15 protein-coding genes are annotated in these 16,925 nt (G+C 72.6%); 3 read left to right on the top strand and 12 right to left on the bottom strand.

The window, feature by feature from the left end; all coding sequences use genetic code 11:
• The 5 genes from TR46_RS20725 to TR46_RS20705 all read right to left on the bottom strand — a co-directional run bounded on the left by TR46_RS20725 (position 1) and on the right by TR46_RS20705 (position 5,073).
• Positions 1-1,980, bottom strand: a complete 1,980-nt coding sequence (locus TR46_RS20725; RefSeq protein WP_042403418.1) for a copper resistance protein CopC — start codon at positions 1,978-1,980, stop codon at positions 1-3.
• A gap of 5 nt (positions 1,981-1,985) precedes the next feature.
• Positions 1,986-2,501 carry a copper chaperone PCu(A)C gene (locus tag TR46_RS20720; RefSeq protein ID WP_042403416.1) on the bottom strand — a complete coding sequence of 172 codons (516 nt, stop codon included), beginning with the start codon at positions 2,499-2,501 and terminating at the stop codon, positions 1,986-1,988.
• On the bottom strand, positions 2,498-3,175 hold the full coding sequence (locus TR46_RS20715; protein WP_042403413.1) for an SCO family protein: 678 nt from the start codon (positions 3,173-3,175) through the stop codon (positions 2,498-2,500). Before TR46_RS20715 ends, TR46_RS20720 begins: the two co-directional genes overlap by 4 nt.
• A 122-nt stretch (positions 3,176-3,297) precedes the next feature.
• Positions 3,298-4,053: a YcnI family protein gene (locus TR46_RS20710; protein ID WP_174505138.1), complete on the bottom strand. Its 756-nt coding sequence runs from the start codon at positions 4,051-4,053 to the stop codon at positions 3,298-3,300.
• 102 nt (positions 4,054-4,155) lie between these two features.
• Positions 4,156-5,073, bottom strand: coding sequence for a hypothetical protein (locus TR46_RS20705; RefSeq protein WP_236655410.1), 918 nt, complete (start codon positions 5,071-5,073; stop codon positions 4,156-4,158).
• Positions 5,074-5,327: 254 nt separating this feature from the next.
• On the opposite strand from TR46_RS20705, the gene TR46_RS45565 reads away from it, so the two are divergent.
• Positions 5,328-6,086 (top strand): ATP-binding protein, encoded by a 759-nt coding sequence (locus TR46_RS45565; protein WP_042403411.1) that lies wholly within the window; start codon positions 5,328-5,330, stop codon positions 6,084-6,086.
• 84 nt (positions 6,087-6,170) lie between these two features.
• Positions 6,171-6,932, top strand: coding sequence for a MerR family transcriptional regulator (locus TR46_RS20695; RefSeq protein WP_042403410.1), 762 nt, complete (start codon positions 6,171-6,173; stop codon positions 6,930-6,932).
• Between the two features lie 92 nt (positions 6,933-7,024).
• Here the strand turns inward: TR46_RS20695 and TR46_RS20690 are convergent, their stop codons facing one another.
• The 4 genes from TR46_RS20690 to TR46_RS20675 form a co-directional block, all read right to left on the bottom strand.
• Positions 7,025-8,023, bottom strand: coding sequence for a helix-turn-helix domain-containing protein (locus TR46_RS20690; protein ID WP_042403409.1), 999 nt, complete (start codon positions 8,021-8,023; stop codon positions 7,025-7,027).
• Positions 8,024-8,110: 87 nt separating this feature from the next.
• Positions 8,111-9,592, bottom strand: coding sequence for an aminopeptidase P family protein (locus TR46_RS20685; RefSeq protein ID WP_042403474.1), 1,482 nt, complete (start codon positions 9,590-9,592; stop codon positions 8,111-8,113).
• Positions 9,593-9,827: 235 nt separating this feature from the next.
• Positions 9,828-11,417, bottom strand: a complete 1,590-nt coding sequence (locus TR46_RS20680) for a PP2C family protein-serine/threonine phosphatase (RefSeq protein ID WP_042403407.1) — start codon at positions 11,415-11,417, stop codon at positions 9,828-9,830.
• 225 nt (positions 11,418-11,642) lie between these two features.
• Complete coding sequence (locus tag TR46_RS20675) at positions 11,643-12,458, bottom strand: glycosyltransferase (RefSeq protein ID WP_084718774.1); 816 nt, start codon at positions 12,456-12,458, stop codon at positions 11,643-11,645.
• Between the two features lie 418 nt (positions 12,459-12,876).
• On the opposite strand from TR46_RS20675, the gene TR46_RS20670 reads away from it, so the two are divergent.
• On the top strand, positions 12,877-13,575 hold the full coding sequence (locus TR46_RS20670) for a bifunctional DNA primase/polymerase (RefSeq protein ID WP_084718773.1): 699 nt from the start codon (positions 12,877-12,879) through the stop codon (positions 13,573-13,575).
• Positions 13,576-13,835: 260 nt separating this feature from the next.
• Here TR46_RS20670 and TR46_RS20665 read toward each other — a convergent pair whose 3' ends face one another.
• From TR46_RS20665 to TR46_RS20655, 3 genes are all read right to left on the bottom strand, one after another.
• A complete protein-coding gene (locus TR46_RS20665; protein ID WP_084718772.1) occupies positions 13,836-14,882 on the bottom strand; it encodes a DUF5926 family protein in 1,047 nt (348 codons plus the stop codon).
• Positions 14,883-15,080: 198 nt separating this feature from the next.
• On the bottom strand, positions 15,081-15,650 hold the full coding sequence (locus tag TR46_RS20660) for an ATP-binding protein (protein WP_042403404.1): 570 nt from the start codon (positions 15,648-15,650) through the stop codon (positions 15,081-15,083).
• A 260-nt stretch (positions 15,651-15,910) separates the two neighbouring features.
• The gene (locus TR46_RS20655; RefSeq protein ID WP_042403467.1) at positions 15,911-16,804 is read right to left on the bottom strand and encodes a glycerophosphodiester phosphodiesterase family protein; all 894 of its coding nucleotides are present in this window, start codon (positions 16,802-16,804) and stop codon (positions 15,911-15,913) included.
• Positions 16,805-16,925: the final 121 nt, after the last annotated feature.

The following is a 16,925-nucleotide window of genomic DNA, read 5'->3' as shown; positions in this document are numbered from 1 at the left end:
TCAGTTGCTCACGTTCATGGTCGCGGTCACGGTCGTCTCGTCGATGGCGTCCGAGCGGACGCTCACCGCCAGCTGCCAGCTGCCGGCCATCGGCAGTTGCAGACCGGAGGCGGCCCAGTGGCCGATGTCGAGCTTGGACAGCTTCACCGGCAGCGGGCCGAGGCTCTTCGCGGGGAGGGTGAGGGTGACGTCCACCTCGGGCTCGTCCACCGGCTTGCCGCTGCTGTCGTAGATATAGGCGTGCAGCACATTGGTGCCCACCCGGGCCGGGTCGACCTCGATGCTGACCTTGCCCTTGGCGTTGGCCCCGGGGCCGCCGGTGTCGAACGGCAGGGTGAGGTCGGCCGGTCCGCTGGTGATCCGCTTGACCTGTCCGGCGGCCTGGGACTGTGCGGTGACGGAGCGTCCGGGCGGGGCGTTGGTGAGCAGGGTGGTGACGATCAGCACGATGACGGCGAAGGTGACCTCCAGCAGGACGGAGCGCAGCAGCATCCCGCGCGCCGGGCTGGCCTCGCGGACCCGCTGCGCGGTCGCCGTACGGCGGGCTGCGCTCTGGCGTTCCAGCTGGGCCCGGCGCACCGGGTCGGGATCGACGGAGCCGTCCTCCACGGCGGCCTGCACCATGGGTTCGGCCGCGGGCTCCGGCTCGCCGGCGAGCAGTGCGGTCCAGCGCCGGGACATCCACGCCGCGGCGAGGATCACCACCACCGCTCCGACCTTCACCAGCAGCAGTCGGCCGTAGGTCGTCGAGACCAGCGCGCCCCAGCTGCCCAGGCCGCGCCAGGCCTGGTAGACGCCGGTGGCGACCAGCGCCGAGACGGAGCACATGGCCACCGTGGAGAAGCGCCGTACCTGCGCGACGCCGATGCCTCCTTCGGCAGCCGGGGTCCGCAGCCCCACCAGCACGGTGGCCAGGCCGCCGAGCCAGAGCGCCATGGCCAGGATGTGCACCACGTCCAGCGGGACGGCGAGGGGGACCTGGATGCCGACCGAGGCGTGGTCCGCCAGTGCCCAGGTGCAGGCCAGGGCAATCGCGATGACCGCGCCCGCGACGCCGAGGGTGGCCCGCAGCCTGGCCTCGGCGCGGGGGTCCGGTTCTTCGTTCGGTCCGTCCGACGGTTCGTCCGGGGGATTGTCCGACGGTTCGTCGGACGGCTCTCCGGACGCGTCTCCGTCCGGCTGGCCGACGCCGTTCTGGCCGCCCAGCATCGACAGGAACACGCCCGCCGCCGCCAGCAGCAGCATCCGTACCACCAGCATGGTGCCCAGGTGCTCGCCGAGGGTGTGTTGAATCACCGTCAGGTCCACCGCCCGGCCGATCCCGCTCGCCGCCTCGTACGGCCCGCGCAGCAGCAGCTCCGTGACCGTGGCCAGCAGCAGCCCCGCCCAGCCGGCCAGCATCAACCGCTGCACCGAGCGCCGCCGCACCCCCGCGGGCCAGCACAGCAGCACCAGTGCCACCGAGCCGACCAGCAGCGCGAACGCGCCGTACTGCAGCGTGCGCGAGCCCCCGTAGAGGGCGCCGACCAGGGTGGTGCCCGTGACCGGCTGCTCGCCGGCGACCGGGGTGGTGCTGGAGGTGTGCCCGTAGGAGAAGGTGAAGGCGCCCGAGACGGGGTGGGTGTCGGCGGAGATCGCGCGCCAGGCCACCGTGTAGGTGCCCTGGGCCAGGCCGGGGACGAGAGCGACCCTCGCGGTGGTGGTGTCGCTGCCGTTGTGGCCGGTCGAGCCGCTGTCCACCCGCTTGCCGCTGGGGTCGAACACCCGCATGTCGTCGGCGGCCAGCGTGACCTGCTCGCTGAAGTGCAGCACGACCTGGGTCGGAGCGGTCTGCACCACGGCGTTCTCGGCCGGGTCGCTGGACAGCAGCGCGGCGTGCGCGGAGGCGCCGCTCGCGCCCGCGAGCATCAGCGCGAGCAGCAGCCCGAGCAGGGAGACCAGGGCGGCGACTCGGGTACGGGGGGCAGTCTGCAGGGCCATGGCCGTCACTTCGTCGAAGACGCGGGGGTGGGGGCGGAGCTGGGCTGGTAGGTAAGCGGCTGCACGGTGGCCTCGACGGTGACCGTGCCCGAGTGCTGGAACGACAGCCGCAGCTGGACGTGCTGACCCAGCTTCGGCGCCGGCTTGAGGCCCATCAGCATCACATGCGTACCGCCCCTGGCCAGTTGGGTGCTGCCGTGGGCGGGCACGTCCACGCCGTCGATCTGCTCCATGGACGTCTCGGTCGACCGGTTCAGCGCCGCGCTCTGCACCGAGGGGCTGCTGACTCCGGTCAGCCGGTCGGCGCTGCCGCCGGTGTTGCTGATGTCGAAGTAGGCGACGGCCATGTCGGGGGTGGCGGACAGCGGTATGTAGGCGTTGCTGACGCTGATGCTCGCGGGCGAGGCTGCCGCGGACGTGCCGGCGGCGGAGCCGGAACCGCCGCAGGCGGTCAGTGCGAGGCTGCCCGCGAGCACCGCCGCACCCGCGGCGCCGGCCAGCGCGGTCCTGGGCAGCCTCATGCCGTCACGCCCTTGATCAGCAGCGGCAGGTCGTGCAGGTAGGTCGCCGAGGTGGTGCCGCTGGTGTAGAGGATGTGCGCCTTGTCGTCGGTCGGCGCGTACGCCAGCACCTGGGCGCCGTGCACCGGCTCCTGGCCCTTGGCGGGGGCCTCCACCGCAACGCCGACCGACTTGGCGGCCGCGATGATGGTGTTGATGTCGCCGGTCAGCCCGATGAAGCCGCTGTTGAAGGAGTTCAGCCAGCTGCGCAGGGTGGCCGGGGTGTCCCTGGCCGGATCGGTGGTCACGAACACCACCTCGACCGACTTCTGCTGGGCCTTGGGCAGCTTGGAGATCGCAACCGCGATGTCGCCGATGGTGGTCGGGCAGACGTCGGGGCAGTGGGTGTATCCGAAGTAGAGCAGTACGGCCTTGCCGGCGGTCTGCTTGGCGATGTCGAAGGGCTTGCCACTGGTGTCGGTGAGGGTGGCGCTGGGCTTGTCGAAGCTGCGGCCCAGGCTGACGCCCTGATAGGCGGAGCTGCTGCCCTGGCCGTTCAGCTGGGTCACGGCACCGGCGTTGCCGCCGGAGGAGGAGCCGGACGAGCCGGAGGAACTGCCGCAGGCGGCGAGCAGCAGGCCGGCGGAGGCGGCGACGGCACCGGTGAGCAGGGAGCGGCGGCTGAGGTGCGACATCTGGGGGTCCATTCGTACTACGTGGCTGGTGGTCAGGCTGCGGTCTGAGGACGACGTGTTGCCGGTGGCGCGGGTGGGGTGGGGCCCTCGGGTCCCGGGCCCCACCCCCGCGCGACCGCTGACTACCCGGCGGACCTGCCGCCGGTGCCGCCGCGGCGCCAGCCGAGGAAGCCGAAGCCGACGCCGAGCAGGCCGACGACCAGGCCGACGCCGGCCAGCACCCGGGCGGTGGTGTCGCTGCCGGACGAGCCGGAAGCGGTGGTGGTGGTGACGGTCGGCCGCGCCGAGGCGGAGGCGCTGTCAGTACTGGCGGAGGCGGTCGCGGCGGTCAGCCGGAGCACCGGGGCCGGGTTGGCCGGCTCAGCCTGGCCCGCGACGGTCGGCTGGATCCAGCGGACGACCGAGCCGTCGCTGTAGGTCTGCAGCGCCTTGAAGGTGAGCGAGTCGGTGTCGGTGGGCAGCGGGCCCAGCGACAGCGCGAAGTCCTGGAACTGGCCGGGCTTGATCGTGCCGCCGGACCAGGTGATCTCCGAGACGGCCTCGGTGATCTGCCCGTCGTCGGTCGTGATCGGCTTGCTGAGCTTGGTCTTCTGCACGGTGGCGGTCCAGCCGGGGACGTTCTCCGTGGAGACGGAGGCGATCGGGTGGTCGGTCGGCAGATAGAACTCGATCTTCGTGGTGTCGGCGCCGGTCTCCTCGTTGGGGACGCGGACGTTCACCTCGGTGTAGCTGCCCTTGGCGGCGCTGCCGGGGTTGACCGTGACGTGCGCCGAGGCGGGCCCGGCGATCAGCAGCAGTGTTGCCGCGGCCAGGCCGGTGACGGTGGCGGCGCGGCTGCGCAGCGCCGTGCGTGGGGGGGACGACAGGAAGGAACGCATGGTGGCAACTCTCCATTGCAGGAGGGACGGGGGCAGGAAGGCATGGCCGACCTGCCCTGCCCGTACCGCCGGAGGGGTGCCTCGGGGCGCGTCGGGACCGGGTCAGGCCGGGAGGGCCCGCAGCGGGGGCCCGCGCCGGACGACCTGATGCCGCAGCAGCGCACCGCGGGCCCGTTGCCGGGGTTCCCGGCCGTGGCCGCGGCGGAGCGCCGTGACGCCCCGGTCGAGGCTGCCGAGCCGGCCGCGCAGCAGTGCGGCGGCCAGGGCGAGCAGGGTGCGCAGCGGTGCGGTCCAGCTCTGCGCGAGCACCTCGGTGACCTGGGCGGTGAGCCGCAGCAGCCGCCAGAGCGCCGCCTCGCCCCGGCTCAGCCACCAACCGGCGGTGAGCGCGGCCAGGAGGTGGCCCAGCAGCATCAGCGGGGTGAGGCCGAGCAGGCCGCTGTCGGTCCAGAAGGGCGCCAGGTGCGGGGCGCCGCCGATGACCAGGTGCGGGTCGAGCCCGGCCTGGGCGACCAACTGGGCGGCGGTGGTGCCGCGCGGCAGTGCGGTGGCGGGCGTGCCCGCCGGGTTGCAGAGCAGCTTGGCGGCGAGGGCGGCGAGGCTGCTGCCGGTACCTGCGGTCGAGCCGGTCATCCCGGCCATCCCACTCATACCTGCTATGCCATCCATGCTGCTCATGCCAGACATGCCTGACATCCCAGCCATGCTTCCCATGGAACCCATCGAGCCCATGGCCGTCTGGTGGAACAGCAGGTGCAGACCGATCTGGCCGACCGCGAGTGCACCGGCGATCGACGGCAGTCGGCGCTCCCGTCCGGCCAGCGCCACCGCGACCGCCCAGACGGCGAGGCCTCCGAGCAGCAGCGCGGCCACCGGGATCGGTCCGCCGCCGGCCAGGCAGTGCCCGAACGCGGACACGACGACGCAGACCACCGCGAAGGGCAGTGCCCTCAGCATGCGGAGGTCCAGTGCGGCGGCGCGGCCCGGCGTGGCTGCCGGGGCGGCTGGGGACACAGACATGACGTCGGCCAGTGTCTCACCGAGCCTGGGAGCGCCCGCGCCTGGGTGCCGGGAACCCGCCCCGGACGCCGTGCGGCGCTGGAGCGCGCGCCCCGCGCACACTCCCGCAGGACACACCCCGGGGTGCTGTCGCGTACCTGTTCCACTCCTGTGCGTCCGCCAAGGGTGTGACAAGTTTCCGTCGTGACGATTGATTCCCCTGACGGTCGGTTATAGGTAGTGGTATGTGGAGCCGCAGCCAGGAGGAGCCTGCCGTGGACATCTGGTGGTCTCTACACCTTCGGCGTGAGCCGGCGAGCGTCCCGCTCGCCCGACGCATCCTGTTGGGGACCATGGCCTCGGCCGGCGTCGATCCGGACATCTCGCACGAGGTGGGCGTCGCCCTGACCGAAGCCTGCGCCAACGCGGTGGAGCACGCCGCGCATCTGACGGACACCGGAGAGGACAGCGGGTTCCAGGTCACCGCGACCATCGAGGACGGCTGTCTGCGGGTCGAGATCACCGACACCGGACCGGGCTTCTCGGCCGACCCGGGCTGCGCCTCACCCGCCCCCGGGGCTGCGGCCCAGTCGTCGCCGGCCCGGCCCCTGTCGGCCCAGTCTCCGTCGGCCCCGCCTTCGTCCGCTCAGTCTTCGTCCGCCCGGCCCTCGGCGACGACCCGGATCCGTCCCTGCACCCCGGCCCGCGGGACCCGCGGACGGCGTCGGACGGCGACACGGCCGCGGTCGCGAGCAGTGGCGGTACCGGCGGGGATGCGGTCGCTTCCGCTGGACCTGGGGCTCGACCTCGGCCTTGACCTCGGCACCGATGTCGACCTCGGCGCGGACATGGCGGCCTTCGCCGAGGCGGGCCACGAACTCCCGGACCTCTGCGCGGAGAACGGCCGCGGGCTGTTCCTGATCCGGGCACTGATGGACCACGTGCAGTTCCGGAACCACCCCCGCAGCGGCGCCGTGGTCTCCTTCGACAAGATGCTCAAGTACCGCGACCGCCCGCTGCTGCACGCCTCCTGAGGCCGCCATTCCCTTCCGGGCCCTCCGGCTTGACCCTCACGCGACGTGAGGAACCAGGCTGGACGGCGGAAGGGAGAGAGAGCCATGAGCTACTCGGTAGGCCAGGTCGCCGGGTTCGCCGGAACCACCGTGCGCACCCTGCACCACTACGACGAGATCAAGCTGCTGTCGCCGAGCGGCCGTACCGCGGGCGGCTACCGCCGGTACGACGACGCCGACCTGGACCGGCTGCAGCAGATCCTGTTCTACCGCGAGCTCGGGTTCTCCCTCGAAGAGATCGCCGGCATCCTGGACGACCGCGAGGTCTCCCCCTCCGAGCACCTGCGGCGTCAGCACGCGCTGCTCACCGGGCGGATCGAGCGGCTCCAGCAGATGGCGGCGGCCGTGGAGGAAGCACTGGAGGCACGGAGTATGGGTATCAACCTCAGCCCCGAGGAGAAGTTCGAGATCTTCGGTGAGGGCTACCAGGAGTACGAGGACGAGGCCCAGCAGCGGTGGGGCGGGTCCGAGGCGTGGAAGCAGTCGCAGCGGAGGGCGGCGGAGCTCAGCAAGGACGACTGGATCCGGATCAAGGCCGAGGGCGACGAGATCATGCGACGGATCTCGGCCGCGGTACGGAGCGGCGTCGCCTCGAACAGCGGTGCGGCGATGGACATCGCCGAGGAGCACCGGCAGCACGTCTGCCGCAACTTCTACGACTGCAGCTACACCGTGCAGCGGGGCCTCGCCGAGATGTTCGTCGCCGACGAGCGCTTCCAGGCCACGTACGAGCAGTTGGCCGAGGGGGCGGCGCAGTGGTTCCACGACGCCGTCATCGCCAACGCCGACCGTCACGAGGTCCGCTGAGGGGCTCCTCCGCCGTTGCGCGCAGTTCCCCGCGCCCCTGAGGGGGCGCGGGGAACTGCGCGGACCTCGACCGCCGGCCGACGCGCACCCGCTCACGCCGCGGTGCCGAAACTGCGGCGGTAGGCCGTAGGCGTGGTCCGCATCGCGCGGGCGAAGTGGTGGCGGTAGGTGGCCGGGCTGTCGAAGCCCACCGCGGCGGCGACCTCCTCGACGGAGCCGCCTCCGGCTTCCAGCAGCGGGAGGCTGGCCGCCACCCGCTGGGCGATGACCCAGCGCATCGGGCTGGTGCCGTTGCGGCGGGTGAAGTGCCGCAGGTAGGAGCGTTCGGACATGCTCGCCGCGCGGGCCAGCACCGGCACGGTCAGCGGTTGTGCCAGCCGGTCCAGGGCCCAGGCCATGCTGCGGCCCACCCCGTCGTCCTCCTCCGGCACCGCCCGCACCGCCGCCTCGATGAACTGGGCGTGCCCGCCCTCCCGGTGCGGCGGCACCACGAAGCGGCGGGCGACGGTGTTGGCGACCCTCGCGCCGTGGTCGCTGCGCACCAGGTAGAGGCACAGGTCGATGCCGGCCGCGCTGCCGGCGCTGGTCAGCACGGCGCCGTTGTCGACATAGAGGACGTCGGGATCGACCTGGACCGCCGGGAACCGCTCGGCCAACTGCTGGGCGTAGCGCCAGTGCGTGGTGGCCCGGCGGCCGTCCAGTAGTCCGGCGGCGGCCAGCGCGAAGGCGCCCGAGCAGATCGACACCAGCCGTGCGCCCCGCGCATGGGCCGCGCGCAGGGCGGCGACCAGCGCCGGTGACGCCTCGCCCCGGGCGTCGGGGACGCCCGGCACGATCACCGTGTCCGCGGCCGCCAGCACGTCCAGGCCGTGCTCGGCCTTCAGACTGAATCCGCCGACGGCCCGCAGATCACGTCCCGGCTGCTCGGCGCAGACCTTCAACTCGTACCAGGGCAGCTCGCCGAGTTCGGGCCGGTGCAGCCCGAACACCTCGACCACCACGCCGAGTTCGAAGGGAGTCATGCCGTCGAAGGCGAGCACGGCGACCGTGTGCGCGGTCTCTGACGGCGGCCGTGCGGCGATGGTCAGCATGGCGGGATCCTAACGGGGCCCGCGGTTACCGCCATCGCCACCACCACCACCACCGCCGCCACGGCCGCCATCGCCGTGGACCGGCTGTCAGTCCTTGAGGCCGGCCATCCAGGCCTCGACCTCGGTCGAGCTGCGGGGCAGCGCGGCCGAGAGGTTGAGGCTGCCGTCGGCGGTGACCAGGATGTCGTCCTCGATCCGGACGCCGATGCCGCGGTACTCCTCCGGCACCGTCAGGTCGTCGGCCTGGAAGTACAGGCCGGGCTCGACGGTGAGCACCATGCCCGGCTCCAGCACGCAGTCGACATAAGCCTCGGTGCGCGCCTGGGCGCAGTCGTGGACGTCCAGGCCGAGCATGTGGCCGGTGCCGTGCAGGGTCCAGCGGCGCTGCAGCGCCAGCTCCAGCACGCGGTCCACCGGGCCCTCGACCAGGCCCCACTCGACCAGGCGCTCGGCCAGCACCCGCTGGCTGGCCTCGTGGAAGTCGCGGTAGCGGGCGCCCGGCCTCACGGCCGCGATGCCGGCCTCCTGCGAGTCGTAGACCGCGTCGTAGATCTTGCGCTGCAGCTCGTTGAAGCTGCCGTCGATCGGCAGGGTGCGGGTGACGTCGGCGGTGTAGAGGGTGTGCGTCTCGACGCCGGCGTCCAGCAGCAGCAGCTCGCCGGGGCGGACCTCGCCGTCGTTGCGGACCCAGTGCAGGGTGGTGGCGTGCGGTCCCGCCGCGCAGATGGAGCCGTAGCCGATGTCGTTGCCCTCGACCCGGGCCCGCCGGTAGAAGGTGCCCTCGATCCAGCGCTCGGAGCTGGCCACGGCCTGGGCCAGCTCGCGCACCACGTCGGTGAAGCCCTTGGCGGTGGCGTCGCAGGCGGCCTGCAGCTGGGCGACCTCCCACTCGTCCTTGACCAGGCGCAGCTCGCTGAGGAAGACCCGCAGCTCCTCGTCGCCGTGCTTGGTGGTGTGCTCGGCGAGCGCGGACTCCAGTGCGGCGTCGTAGGAGCGGACGATCCTGGTGGCGGCCGGCTTCTCCTCGGCCGCCAGGGTCAGCTCGGCGACGACCTGGCGGACGTCGCGGGTGGGCAGGCCGAGCAGCGCCTCGCCCTCGGCGAGGCTGTGCCGGCGGCCGACCCACAGCTCGCCCTGGCCGTCGAGCCAGAACTCGCCGTTCTCGCGGTTGGAGCGCGGCAGCAGGTAGGCGGTGGCGTCGTGGCCGCCCTCGGCGCGCGGCTCCAGCACCAGTACGGCGTCCTGGGTCTGGTCGCCGGTGAGGTGGACGTACTCGGTGGCGGCCCGGAACGGGTACTCGGTGTCGTTGGCGCGGGTCTTCAGGCTCCCGGCCGGGATCACCAGGCGGTCGCCGGGGAAGCGGGCGGACAGCGCGGCGCGGCGCTTGGCCGCGTAGGCCGACTGCTCCAGCGGTGCCAGGTCGCGCAGCTCGGTGTCGGCCCAGCCGGACTTCATCACCTCGGCGAGCTCGTCCGAGAGCGCCGGGTAGAGGCCGTTCTTACGGGCCTTGATCGGCTGGTCCTGCTCCTCGTCGACGGCCTCGACAGCCTCGGCGGCCTCGGTCGTGATCGGCTCGGTCGCGGTCGCCTCGGTCGCGTCGTTCACCTGCGTCGCCTCCTGCTCGTGCGGGACCACCCGCTGACGGGGGCGGTCCCTACGATCCTAGGACCTGGGAACAGGTGGTCGAAAGGGGCGGAGGACCTCTTCGTCCCTTACGTCGGAGCTACTACGCCGGACCTGCTCCGTCAGACCTGCTCCGTCGGAGCTACTACGCAGGCGCTGCTCGGCCGCTGCGAACAGCCGCCTACTCGAAGCCCGCCGCCAGCAGCACGATGTCGTCGGCTCCGGCCGGGCCGTCCGCGCCGTCCAGGCAGGTGCTGAGCAGGTGGGCGCAGAAGCGGTCCGGGTCGTGCCGGGCCTCGCGCGGGGCCGCCGCCGCGGCCGAGCGCAGCTTGGCCTGTCCGGCGTGCAGCGAGCTGCCGCAGCGGCGGGCCAGGCCCTCGGTGTAGAGCAGCAGGAGGTCGCCGCGGTCCGCCCGGAGCTCCACGCCCGGGGCCTCCCAGCAGCTCAGCATGCCCAGCGGCGCGGACAGCGAGGTCTCCACGAAGCTGGCGCCGAAGGAGGTCACCAGCAGCGGCGGGCACTGCCCGGCACCGGCGATGGACAGCTGCCGGGTGCGCGGGTCCAGGTAGGCGTAGAGCGCGGTCGCGGTACGGGCCGGCTCGGTGGTCTTCAGCAGCAGCTCCAGGTCGCCGAGGACGGAGACCGGGTCCTCGCCCTCCAGTACGGCGTAGGCGCGCAGCGCCGCGCGGATCCGGCCCATCGCGGCGGCGCAGTCGGGGCCGCCGCCGTTGACGCTGCCGACGCTCAGGGCCAGGCTGCCGTCCGGCAGGGCCAGCGCGTCGTACCAGTCGCTGCCCGCGGAGAGGTCCAGCCCGGCGGGCAGGCAGCGGGCGGCGAGCTGGATCCCGGGGACCCGGGGGAGCCGGTCCGGCAGCAGGCCGCGGCGCAGCGCCTCGGTGGTGCGGCGGAGCCGGTCGCGCTCGATCTCCTTGGCGATCAGCCGGGAGGCGGCGGAGCAGTAGAGCGCGGCCAGGCGCTGCTGGCCTTCGGTGGGGACCGCGGGCTTGTCGTGTTCCGCTCTCCCGGGGCGCGACGTCCCGTACCCCTGTGCACCCCAGACCGGGAGAACCTCCGCGGAGTCGAGCGCGCCGGGTGCGGCTGAGAAGAACCAGATGGCCGCGCCGAAGGGTTCACCGACTTCACCGGGGGCCGCGAGAGGGAGGGCGAAGGAGGCGTCGATGCCCATCTGTGCGGCCACCTCGCGGAAGCGGTCACCGACGACCCCGGCGCTCGCCCCGGCCGCGGCGGGCTCGGGGCTCAGCAGCCCCCAGGTCATGGCCTGGCTCGCGCCTTCGAGCAGGCCGGCGTAGGGGCCGCTGTCGCGCGGCACGGTCTCCAGCGCGCCGAGGGAGGGACGGTCCAGGCCGTAGCCGATGGTGGTGCCGGGGGAGTCGATAGTGCCGAACGCGGCGAGGCCGTCCGGGGCGTCGGGTACGTCGGCGCTGTGCACAGGGGCGTCGGCGAGCAGCAGCATGCCGCGCTGGGCGCCGAGGATGGCGGCGCCGGCCTTGAGGGCTCCGCGCAGGGTCTCCTCCAGGCCGGAGGCCGCGGTCAGTCGCTCGGTCAGCTCGTAGAGGGTGGTGAGCTCGGAAAGCTCGGACTGTTCGGCGCCGGCCCTGGCCGAGGCGCCGGTGGGGCCGTTGGTGGGGACGCCGGTGGGGCTGCCGGTGCGGCCGAGGCCGGTCGGTGCCGGCCCGGTGGAGGGCGCCGGGACGGCGGTCGCCTGCCCGTCGAGTGTGCGGCCGGAGCGGGGTGAAGGGGAGTCAGCCATGGTGTGCGCCCTTCGCTGCGGGTGCGGGCTGGAAGGGGGACGCACCGAGGGGGAAGACAGAGCGTGAATGGATTTGTCCGAAATAACTAATTTTGCACCCCCGTGTCATGCCGTGAGGCAATTAGTGACTTACTTCTACACACACCGATCGGGTGATGTCCAGGACTGTGAGGTGCCAGGTGATTGGTGTCTTTGCCCGAATATCTGGCCGAAAAACATCGCTGGTCATCCGCGGTGCGCGGAGAGCGTCCGGCCGACCTCGCGCCATTGCCCGAACTCCCGCAGCGCGGCCCGTACTCCCCGCCGTCGCGGCCGGTGGGACCAGTCGACCTGCACGTCGGCGACCCGGAATCCACGTCGCATCAAGTCGATGATCAGACCGGCTGACGCACCCGCTCCGTCGGAGAGCGGTTCGGCGGCCGCAAAGGCCTCCCTGGTCAGGCATAGTTCGGTCGCGACGGGACGGCCGACGGGAAAACCGGTGGCCCGCTCGATGCCCCGGCGCGCACGGCGCGCGGCAGCGCCGGGCTCCGGTTCCGCGCCCCCGACCCGGGCGATCACGGCATCGGCCTCGCCGGCCTGGACCGGCTCCAGCAGCCGGACCGCCTCGGCGGCGCCGGACTGGATGTCGGGCTCCAGGAGGAGCAGATGCCGCGGGCCGGACCGCCCTGATCCGGCCACCGCTGATCCGGCCTCCGTCGCCGCCGCCTGCGCTGCTGTCGCCGCCTGCGCTGCCGCCGCCGCAGCGTCCAGCTCTGCGACCCTCGCCACGCCGCGCAGCAGCGCCTCGGTGCGCCCGGTCCGCGCCCCCAGCCGGAGCACCTCGGCCCCGGACTCCTCGGCGACCCGAGCGGTGGAGTCGCCCGAGCCGGCGTCCACCACCACGACCAGGTCCACCCCGGGCAGCCGCCGTGCCGCGAGCACGGTCAGCGCGATCCGTGACGCTTCGTCATGGGCCGCCATCACCACGGCGACAGCGCGTTCGGCCGGGCGTTCGGCGGGGGTGTCCGTGGTGCCCGCGGAGGGCGGTTGCGCGTCCATGAGCGGATCGTACGAGCACGAGGGGTCCGGCGTTGCCTGTTCCGCGCAGTGTCTCATCTGGAGCATGCCAAGTCGCTGACCGCGGCCGCTGCGGCTCAGGGCAACCCGTTCGGTGGAACCGTCGCCGGTTCTTCCGCGTCATTCCGGACGATGCGTCAATCTCGTGAGTGAGCGCGTTCGTGAGGCCCGACGGCGGGGCCGCCCGGGGAAGCAGCCCGAAAACATCCCGCAAGCCGGAGCGGGAATGCTGAGGCAACATCCGGGTTCCGGGGTACAAGTCCAGACAGGGCCGGCGAAACAATCGCCACCCTGCGCCACCCCCCGCCAGGTTCCGCAGAGCGCGTCGGGCGTGGTGCGCTTCTCGTTGCGCGAGATCACGTACCGATCCTTGACTGGTCACGGAAAGGAACGAGTGCTCATGCGCGGGGTTCTCAGCACGATCCGCCCTCGGAACCTGCTTGTACGAGGGCTCGCACGGGCGCTTTCCGCCGGCCGCCGCCGGGAGCGGTCACTGCTCCTGTCCGCGGCCACGACCATCGCGCAGGACTGGGGCTGGCCGGTGCTGCCCGGGGCCGCCGCAGGGTGGGAGGGGTGCGGCTGCCCGCGCCCCGACTGCCCCACTCCGGGGGCCCATCCCTTCGATCCGCCGCTACTTGCTGCGACCACCGACTCCAGGATGGTGCGCTGGTGGTGGCAGCGGCACTCGGACGCACCGCTGGTGCTGGCGACCGGCGGTCCGGTTTCCGCGGTGAGCCTGCCGGCCTCGGCCGGGGCGCGGGTACTGGAGTACTTCGACGCGCTGCGGATCAGGACCGGCCCGGTGGTCGCGACGCCCACCAGGTATGTCCTGCTCGTGGCGCCCTACTCGATGCAGGAGCTGGCGGAGCTGCTGATCGCCCAGAAGTGGGTGCCGACCAGCCTGCGCTACCACGGCAGCGGCGGGTACGTGGTGCTGCCGCCGTCCAGGACCGGGGCGGGGGTGCTGCGTTGGGCCCGGGAGCCGGTGCCGGACCCGGAGGCCGGGGGGGCGCCCTGGCTACCCTCGGTGAGCGATCTGATGGGTGCTCTGGTCGCCGCCAGCGCGGCCGTCCCCGACGGGGCCCGGCTGGCCTACTGAACGGCGCTGCCGGGAGTTCTCACCGGCACAAGACAATGCTCGGCCGCTGGCGACGGGGGATGCACCAGCGACCGAGCTGTTTAAACCGTAACAAGTTTTGGCGCTCAAGCAAATTCCCCGGGAGGAGTCGGAGGCACTGTTTTCGGCTCCACTCGGGGAATTGTGATGCACATCACGGGCTAAATGGGTCAGTGTGCCCGCATTGTCGCCCACCGTGGCCGATCGGACGCAATCCGTAAAGGCGGACTTCCGACGGGCCGTCAGCCGAGGGTGACCTGACGGTTCACCAGACCGGCGCGCGCCCGGCGCTCCGCTGCGGTAAGCGGCGCGTTTTCGGCGAGTGCGCCGGCAAGGCGCTCGACAAAGGCGGCGGCCGGCTTCTCGCACTCCTCCGCCGTCATCTCCGCCGGCAGGTCCCAGACCGGCACGGTCAGCCCGTGCGCCCGGAACGAGCCGACCAGCTTGGTGTCCGCGCCCAGGCCGGCCCCCGCGTCGGCCGCCGCCACCCCGGTCCGACGGGCTTCGCCCGGCGCCTCCTGATCCTTCGCCGCCAGCCGCGCCAGCGCGTCCAGCAGCTCGTCCTCCGCGTACGGCATCACCCAGCGCAGGTGGTTCTTGTCCGTCACCGAGCACCAGTAGGCGGTGTCGACCGAGGTCAGCCGCACGGTCGGGATGATGGTCGCGTTGGCGGACTCCAGCGAGGCGGCGACCTCGCCGGTGGCGGACTCCGCGTCGTCCAGCCAGAACTCGAAGCCGCTGTGCAGGACCGGCTCGAACGGCGCGGAGTGGTCGAGCAGCTCCTGCAGCCGCGGGGCGTCCGCGGCCGGGCGGCGCGGCGGCACCGGCGTGCCCGGCTCCACGGCCAGCGCCTGGACCAGCGCGTCGCCCAGGTCGCGGCTGATGTCGCCGGAGGAGCCGTGCGTCTGCAGACCCAGCAGCACGCTGCCGTCCTGACGCCGCATCGCGGGCCAGGCCATCGGCAGCACCGTCGCCAGCGTCACCGAGGGGACCTCGCCGTTGGCGCCCTTGAGGGCCTCGGCGGTCAGCGTCAGCGGCACCGTCGCGGCCGGGACCAGCTCGCGCAGCGCCACCCAGTCGCCCTCGCCGGCCAGCCCCTCGAACGGACGCGGCACCAGTTCCTGGACGGCGTGCGAGGCCTCGCGGCCGTGGCACGCCTTGTACCGGCGGCCCGAACCGCAGGGGCACGCCTCGCGCGCGCCGACGACGGGGATCCCACCCGCGACTGCGGTGGCGGCGTTGTTCGATCCGGCGCGCGCGGGCGCCTTCTTCGCGGGCTTCTTGGCCATGGTGCGGTTTCTCCCGGTGCGGCAGCGGCTTGCTTCGCACCGAGCCTAGTGGTGCGCCGGTGCCCTCCGGTCACGGTGCTTCTCCGACTGCGGCGTGTGCGTGGTCGGCCGCGCAGTTCCCGCGCCCCTGTCCGGCTGCAACCGGACCACGGTCCGCAGTCGAAGGTCCGTCAGAACCGCGAACGCGCTGACGCGGCGTCAGCCCGTGGCCACCCCGTCGCGCCGGGCGTGCCGGGCCCGCACCGGCAGCACCGCCCAGACGGTCACTTCGCCCGGGGCGTCCCTGACGCCCCAGTCGCTGGCCAACTGTCCGACGATGCCCAGGCCTCGACCCCCGCGGGCGGTCAGCGAGGGGCTGCCCCGGCGCGGCCGGGTCGGGCCGCCGCCGTCCGTGACCTCGACGGTCAGCAGTCCGTCGCTGTGCAGTTCCCAGCCGACCACCACCAGGCCGGAGTCCGCCTGGGCCGTGCCCTGTCCCAGCCACGCGGCCTGGGCATGCGCCCGCGCGGTCGCATCCGCGGTGGACCCGGGGTGCAGCCCGTCGTGCGAGGAGGCCGGTACCGGCTCCAGCGGCCTGGCGTGCCTGCAGGCATTGCTCAGCAGTTCGGAGAGTATGAGCACCGCGTCATCGATGACGACGTCCGGCACCTGCCGCGCGGCGAGGTCCTTTCGCAGTCGACGCCGCGCAGCGCTCACGCTCTCAGGACCATGGGGCACGGCCATGGTCGCCGAAGAAGTCGGCACATCACGCGCTACCACCAGCGCCACCCCCGGACCTCCTCCTCAGCTGTCAGCCAGGGTGTGAATGCCCGTTGCAAGCGCGGCGGAAACGAGAACAGAAGCACCTCGACATGCCGAAATAGCGCGCGAAGTCGAAGGCGCGCCACCCATTTTACTATGCGTAGTCGGATCGTCACGGAGGGTTTGTCGGGGGTGGTGAAGAATGGCGATCCGGGTGAATTTCCGGCCATTCCGCTGCGCCCGCGTACGCCTGTCCACGCAGGCTCCCGACTCCGCCATAGTCCGTACTAGCGGCCCAACTGGTCAAGTACCCGGCGCGGATGATTGGTGATGATGGTGTCCACGCCGAGCCGCAGACACAGCTCCACGTCCTCCGGATCGTCCACCGTCCACACGTGGACCCGCTGCCCGGCCCGGTGCAGTGCGGCGACATAGCCGGGGTTGGCCCGCACCAGGTCGATGCCGGGTCCGGCGATCCGCGCACCGTGCGGAAGGCTGCCGTCGCGGAACCGCAGCGGGACGCGTTCCATCAGGAACACCGTCGGAATGGCCGGGGCGAGCTCCCGCACCCGGCGCAGCGAGAGCTGACTGAAACTCATGATCCGGACCGGGGTGCGCTCGCCGTCCGCCGGGGTGACCAGATCGAAGCGGTGGAGCAGCTCCAGGAGTTTGCGCTCGACGAGGCCCGCGTAACGGGTGGGGTGCTTGGTCTCGATCGCGAGTTCGATGCGGCGGCCGCAGGTGGTGGCGAATTCCAGCAGTCGTTCCAGGGTGAGCACCAAGGTGTGCTCGACGTCGGCCCAGTCCGCCTCGTCGGGGTCGATCGCCGAGCCGACGCGGGAGTCGGCCGCCGAGTCGACCTGGGACTCGGCTGCCGACCCGACCTGGGAATCCGCCGCCGAGTCGGCCGCGGCGCCCCGTCCGGCCTTCCACGAACCGAAGTCCAGTTCCGACAACTGGGCCAGCTCCAGGGTCGAGACGACGCCCCGCCCGTTGGAGGTCCGGTCCACCCTGCGGTCGTGCACGCAGACCAGGTGCCCGTCGGCGGTCAGCCGGACATCGCACTCCAGGGCATCGGCCCCCTGGTCCACGGCCAGCTTGTAGGCGGCCAGGGTGTGCTCGGCGAGCGTGCCGGAGGCGCCGCGGTGGGCGACGACGCGGGTGGCGGTGCGATTGGGCAGCACCTGCTGCCGACGGGCGTTCGACTGCGGGGCGTTCGACACGCCACCAGCCTAGGACGGACGCCCGTGCGGTCCCGGCAGCGGCAGATGAATTCTGACGGTGTGACCGGTTAACGACCCC

It is taken from the genome of Streptacidiphilus carbonis, from assembly GCF_000787775.1.
GTDB lineage: Bacteria > Actinomycetota > Actinomycetes > Streptomycetales > Streptomycetaceae > Streptacidiphilus > Streptacidiphilus carbonis.
The sequence above is the reverse complement of the archived record's forward strand: the minus strand, read 5'-3'. Positions and strand labels throughout refer to the sequence as shown.

Excerpts from the sequence above, each read along its gene's own strand:
- TR46_RS20695 (WP_042403410.1), top strand. The coding sequence starts at position 6,171 with ATGAGCTACTCGGTAGGCCAGGTCGCCGGGTTCGCCGGAACCACCGTG.
- TR46_RS20690 (WP_042403409.1), bottom strand. The coding sequence starts at position 8,023 with ATGCTGACCATCGCCGCACGGCCGCCGTCAGAGACCGCGCACACGGTC.
- TR46_RS20665 (WP_084718772.1), bottom strand. The coding sequence starts at position 14,882 with ATGGCCAAGAAGCCCGCGAAGAAGGCGCCCGCGCGCGCCGGATCGAAC.
- TR46_RS20710 (WP_174505138.1), bottom strand. The coding sequence starts at position 4,053 with ATGCGTTCCTTCCTGTCGTCCCCCCCACGCACGGCGCTGCGCAGCCGC.
- TR46_RS20715 (WP_042403413.1), bottom strand. The coding sequence starts at position 3,175 with ATGTCGCACCTCAGCCGCCGCTCCCTGCTCACCGGTGCCGTCGCCGCC.
- TR46_RS20725 (WP_042403418.1), bottom strand. The coding sequence starts at position 1,980 with ATGGCCCTGCAGACTGCCCCCCGTACCCGAGTCGCCGCCCTGGTCTCC.
- TR46_RS20720 (WP_042403416.1), bottom strand. The coding sequence starts at position 2,501 with ATGAGGCTGCCCAGGACCGCGCTGGCCGGCGCCGCGGGTGCGGCGGTG.
- TR46_RS20705 (WP_236655410.1), bottom strand. The coding sequence starts at position 5,073 with ATGTCTGTGTCCCCAGCCGCCCCGGCAGCCACGCCGGGCCGCGCCGCC.
- TR46_RS20675 (WP_084718774.1), bottom strand. The coding sequence starts at position 12,458 with ATGGACGCGCAACCGCCCTCCGCGGGCACCACGGACACCCCCGCCGAA.
- TR46_RS20680 (WP_042403407.1), bottom strand. The coding sequence starts at position 11,417 with ATGGCTGACTCCCCTTCACCCCGCTCCGGCCGCACACTCGACGGGCAG.
- TR46_RS20670 (WP_084718773.1), top strand. The coding sequence starts at position 12,877 with ATGCGCGGGGTTCTCAGCACGATCCGCCCTCGGAACCTGCTTGTACGA.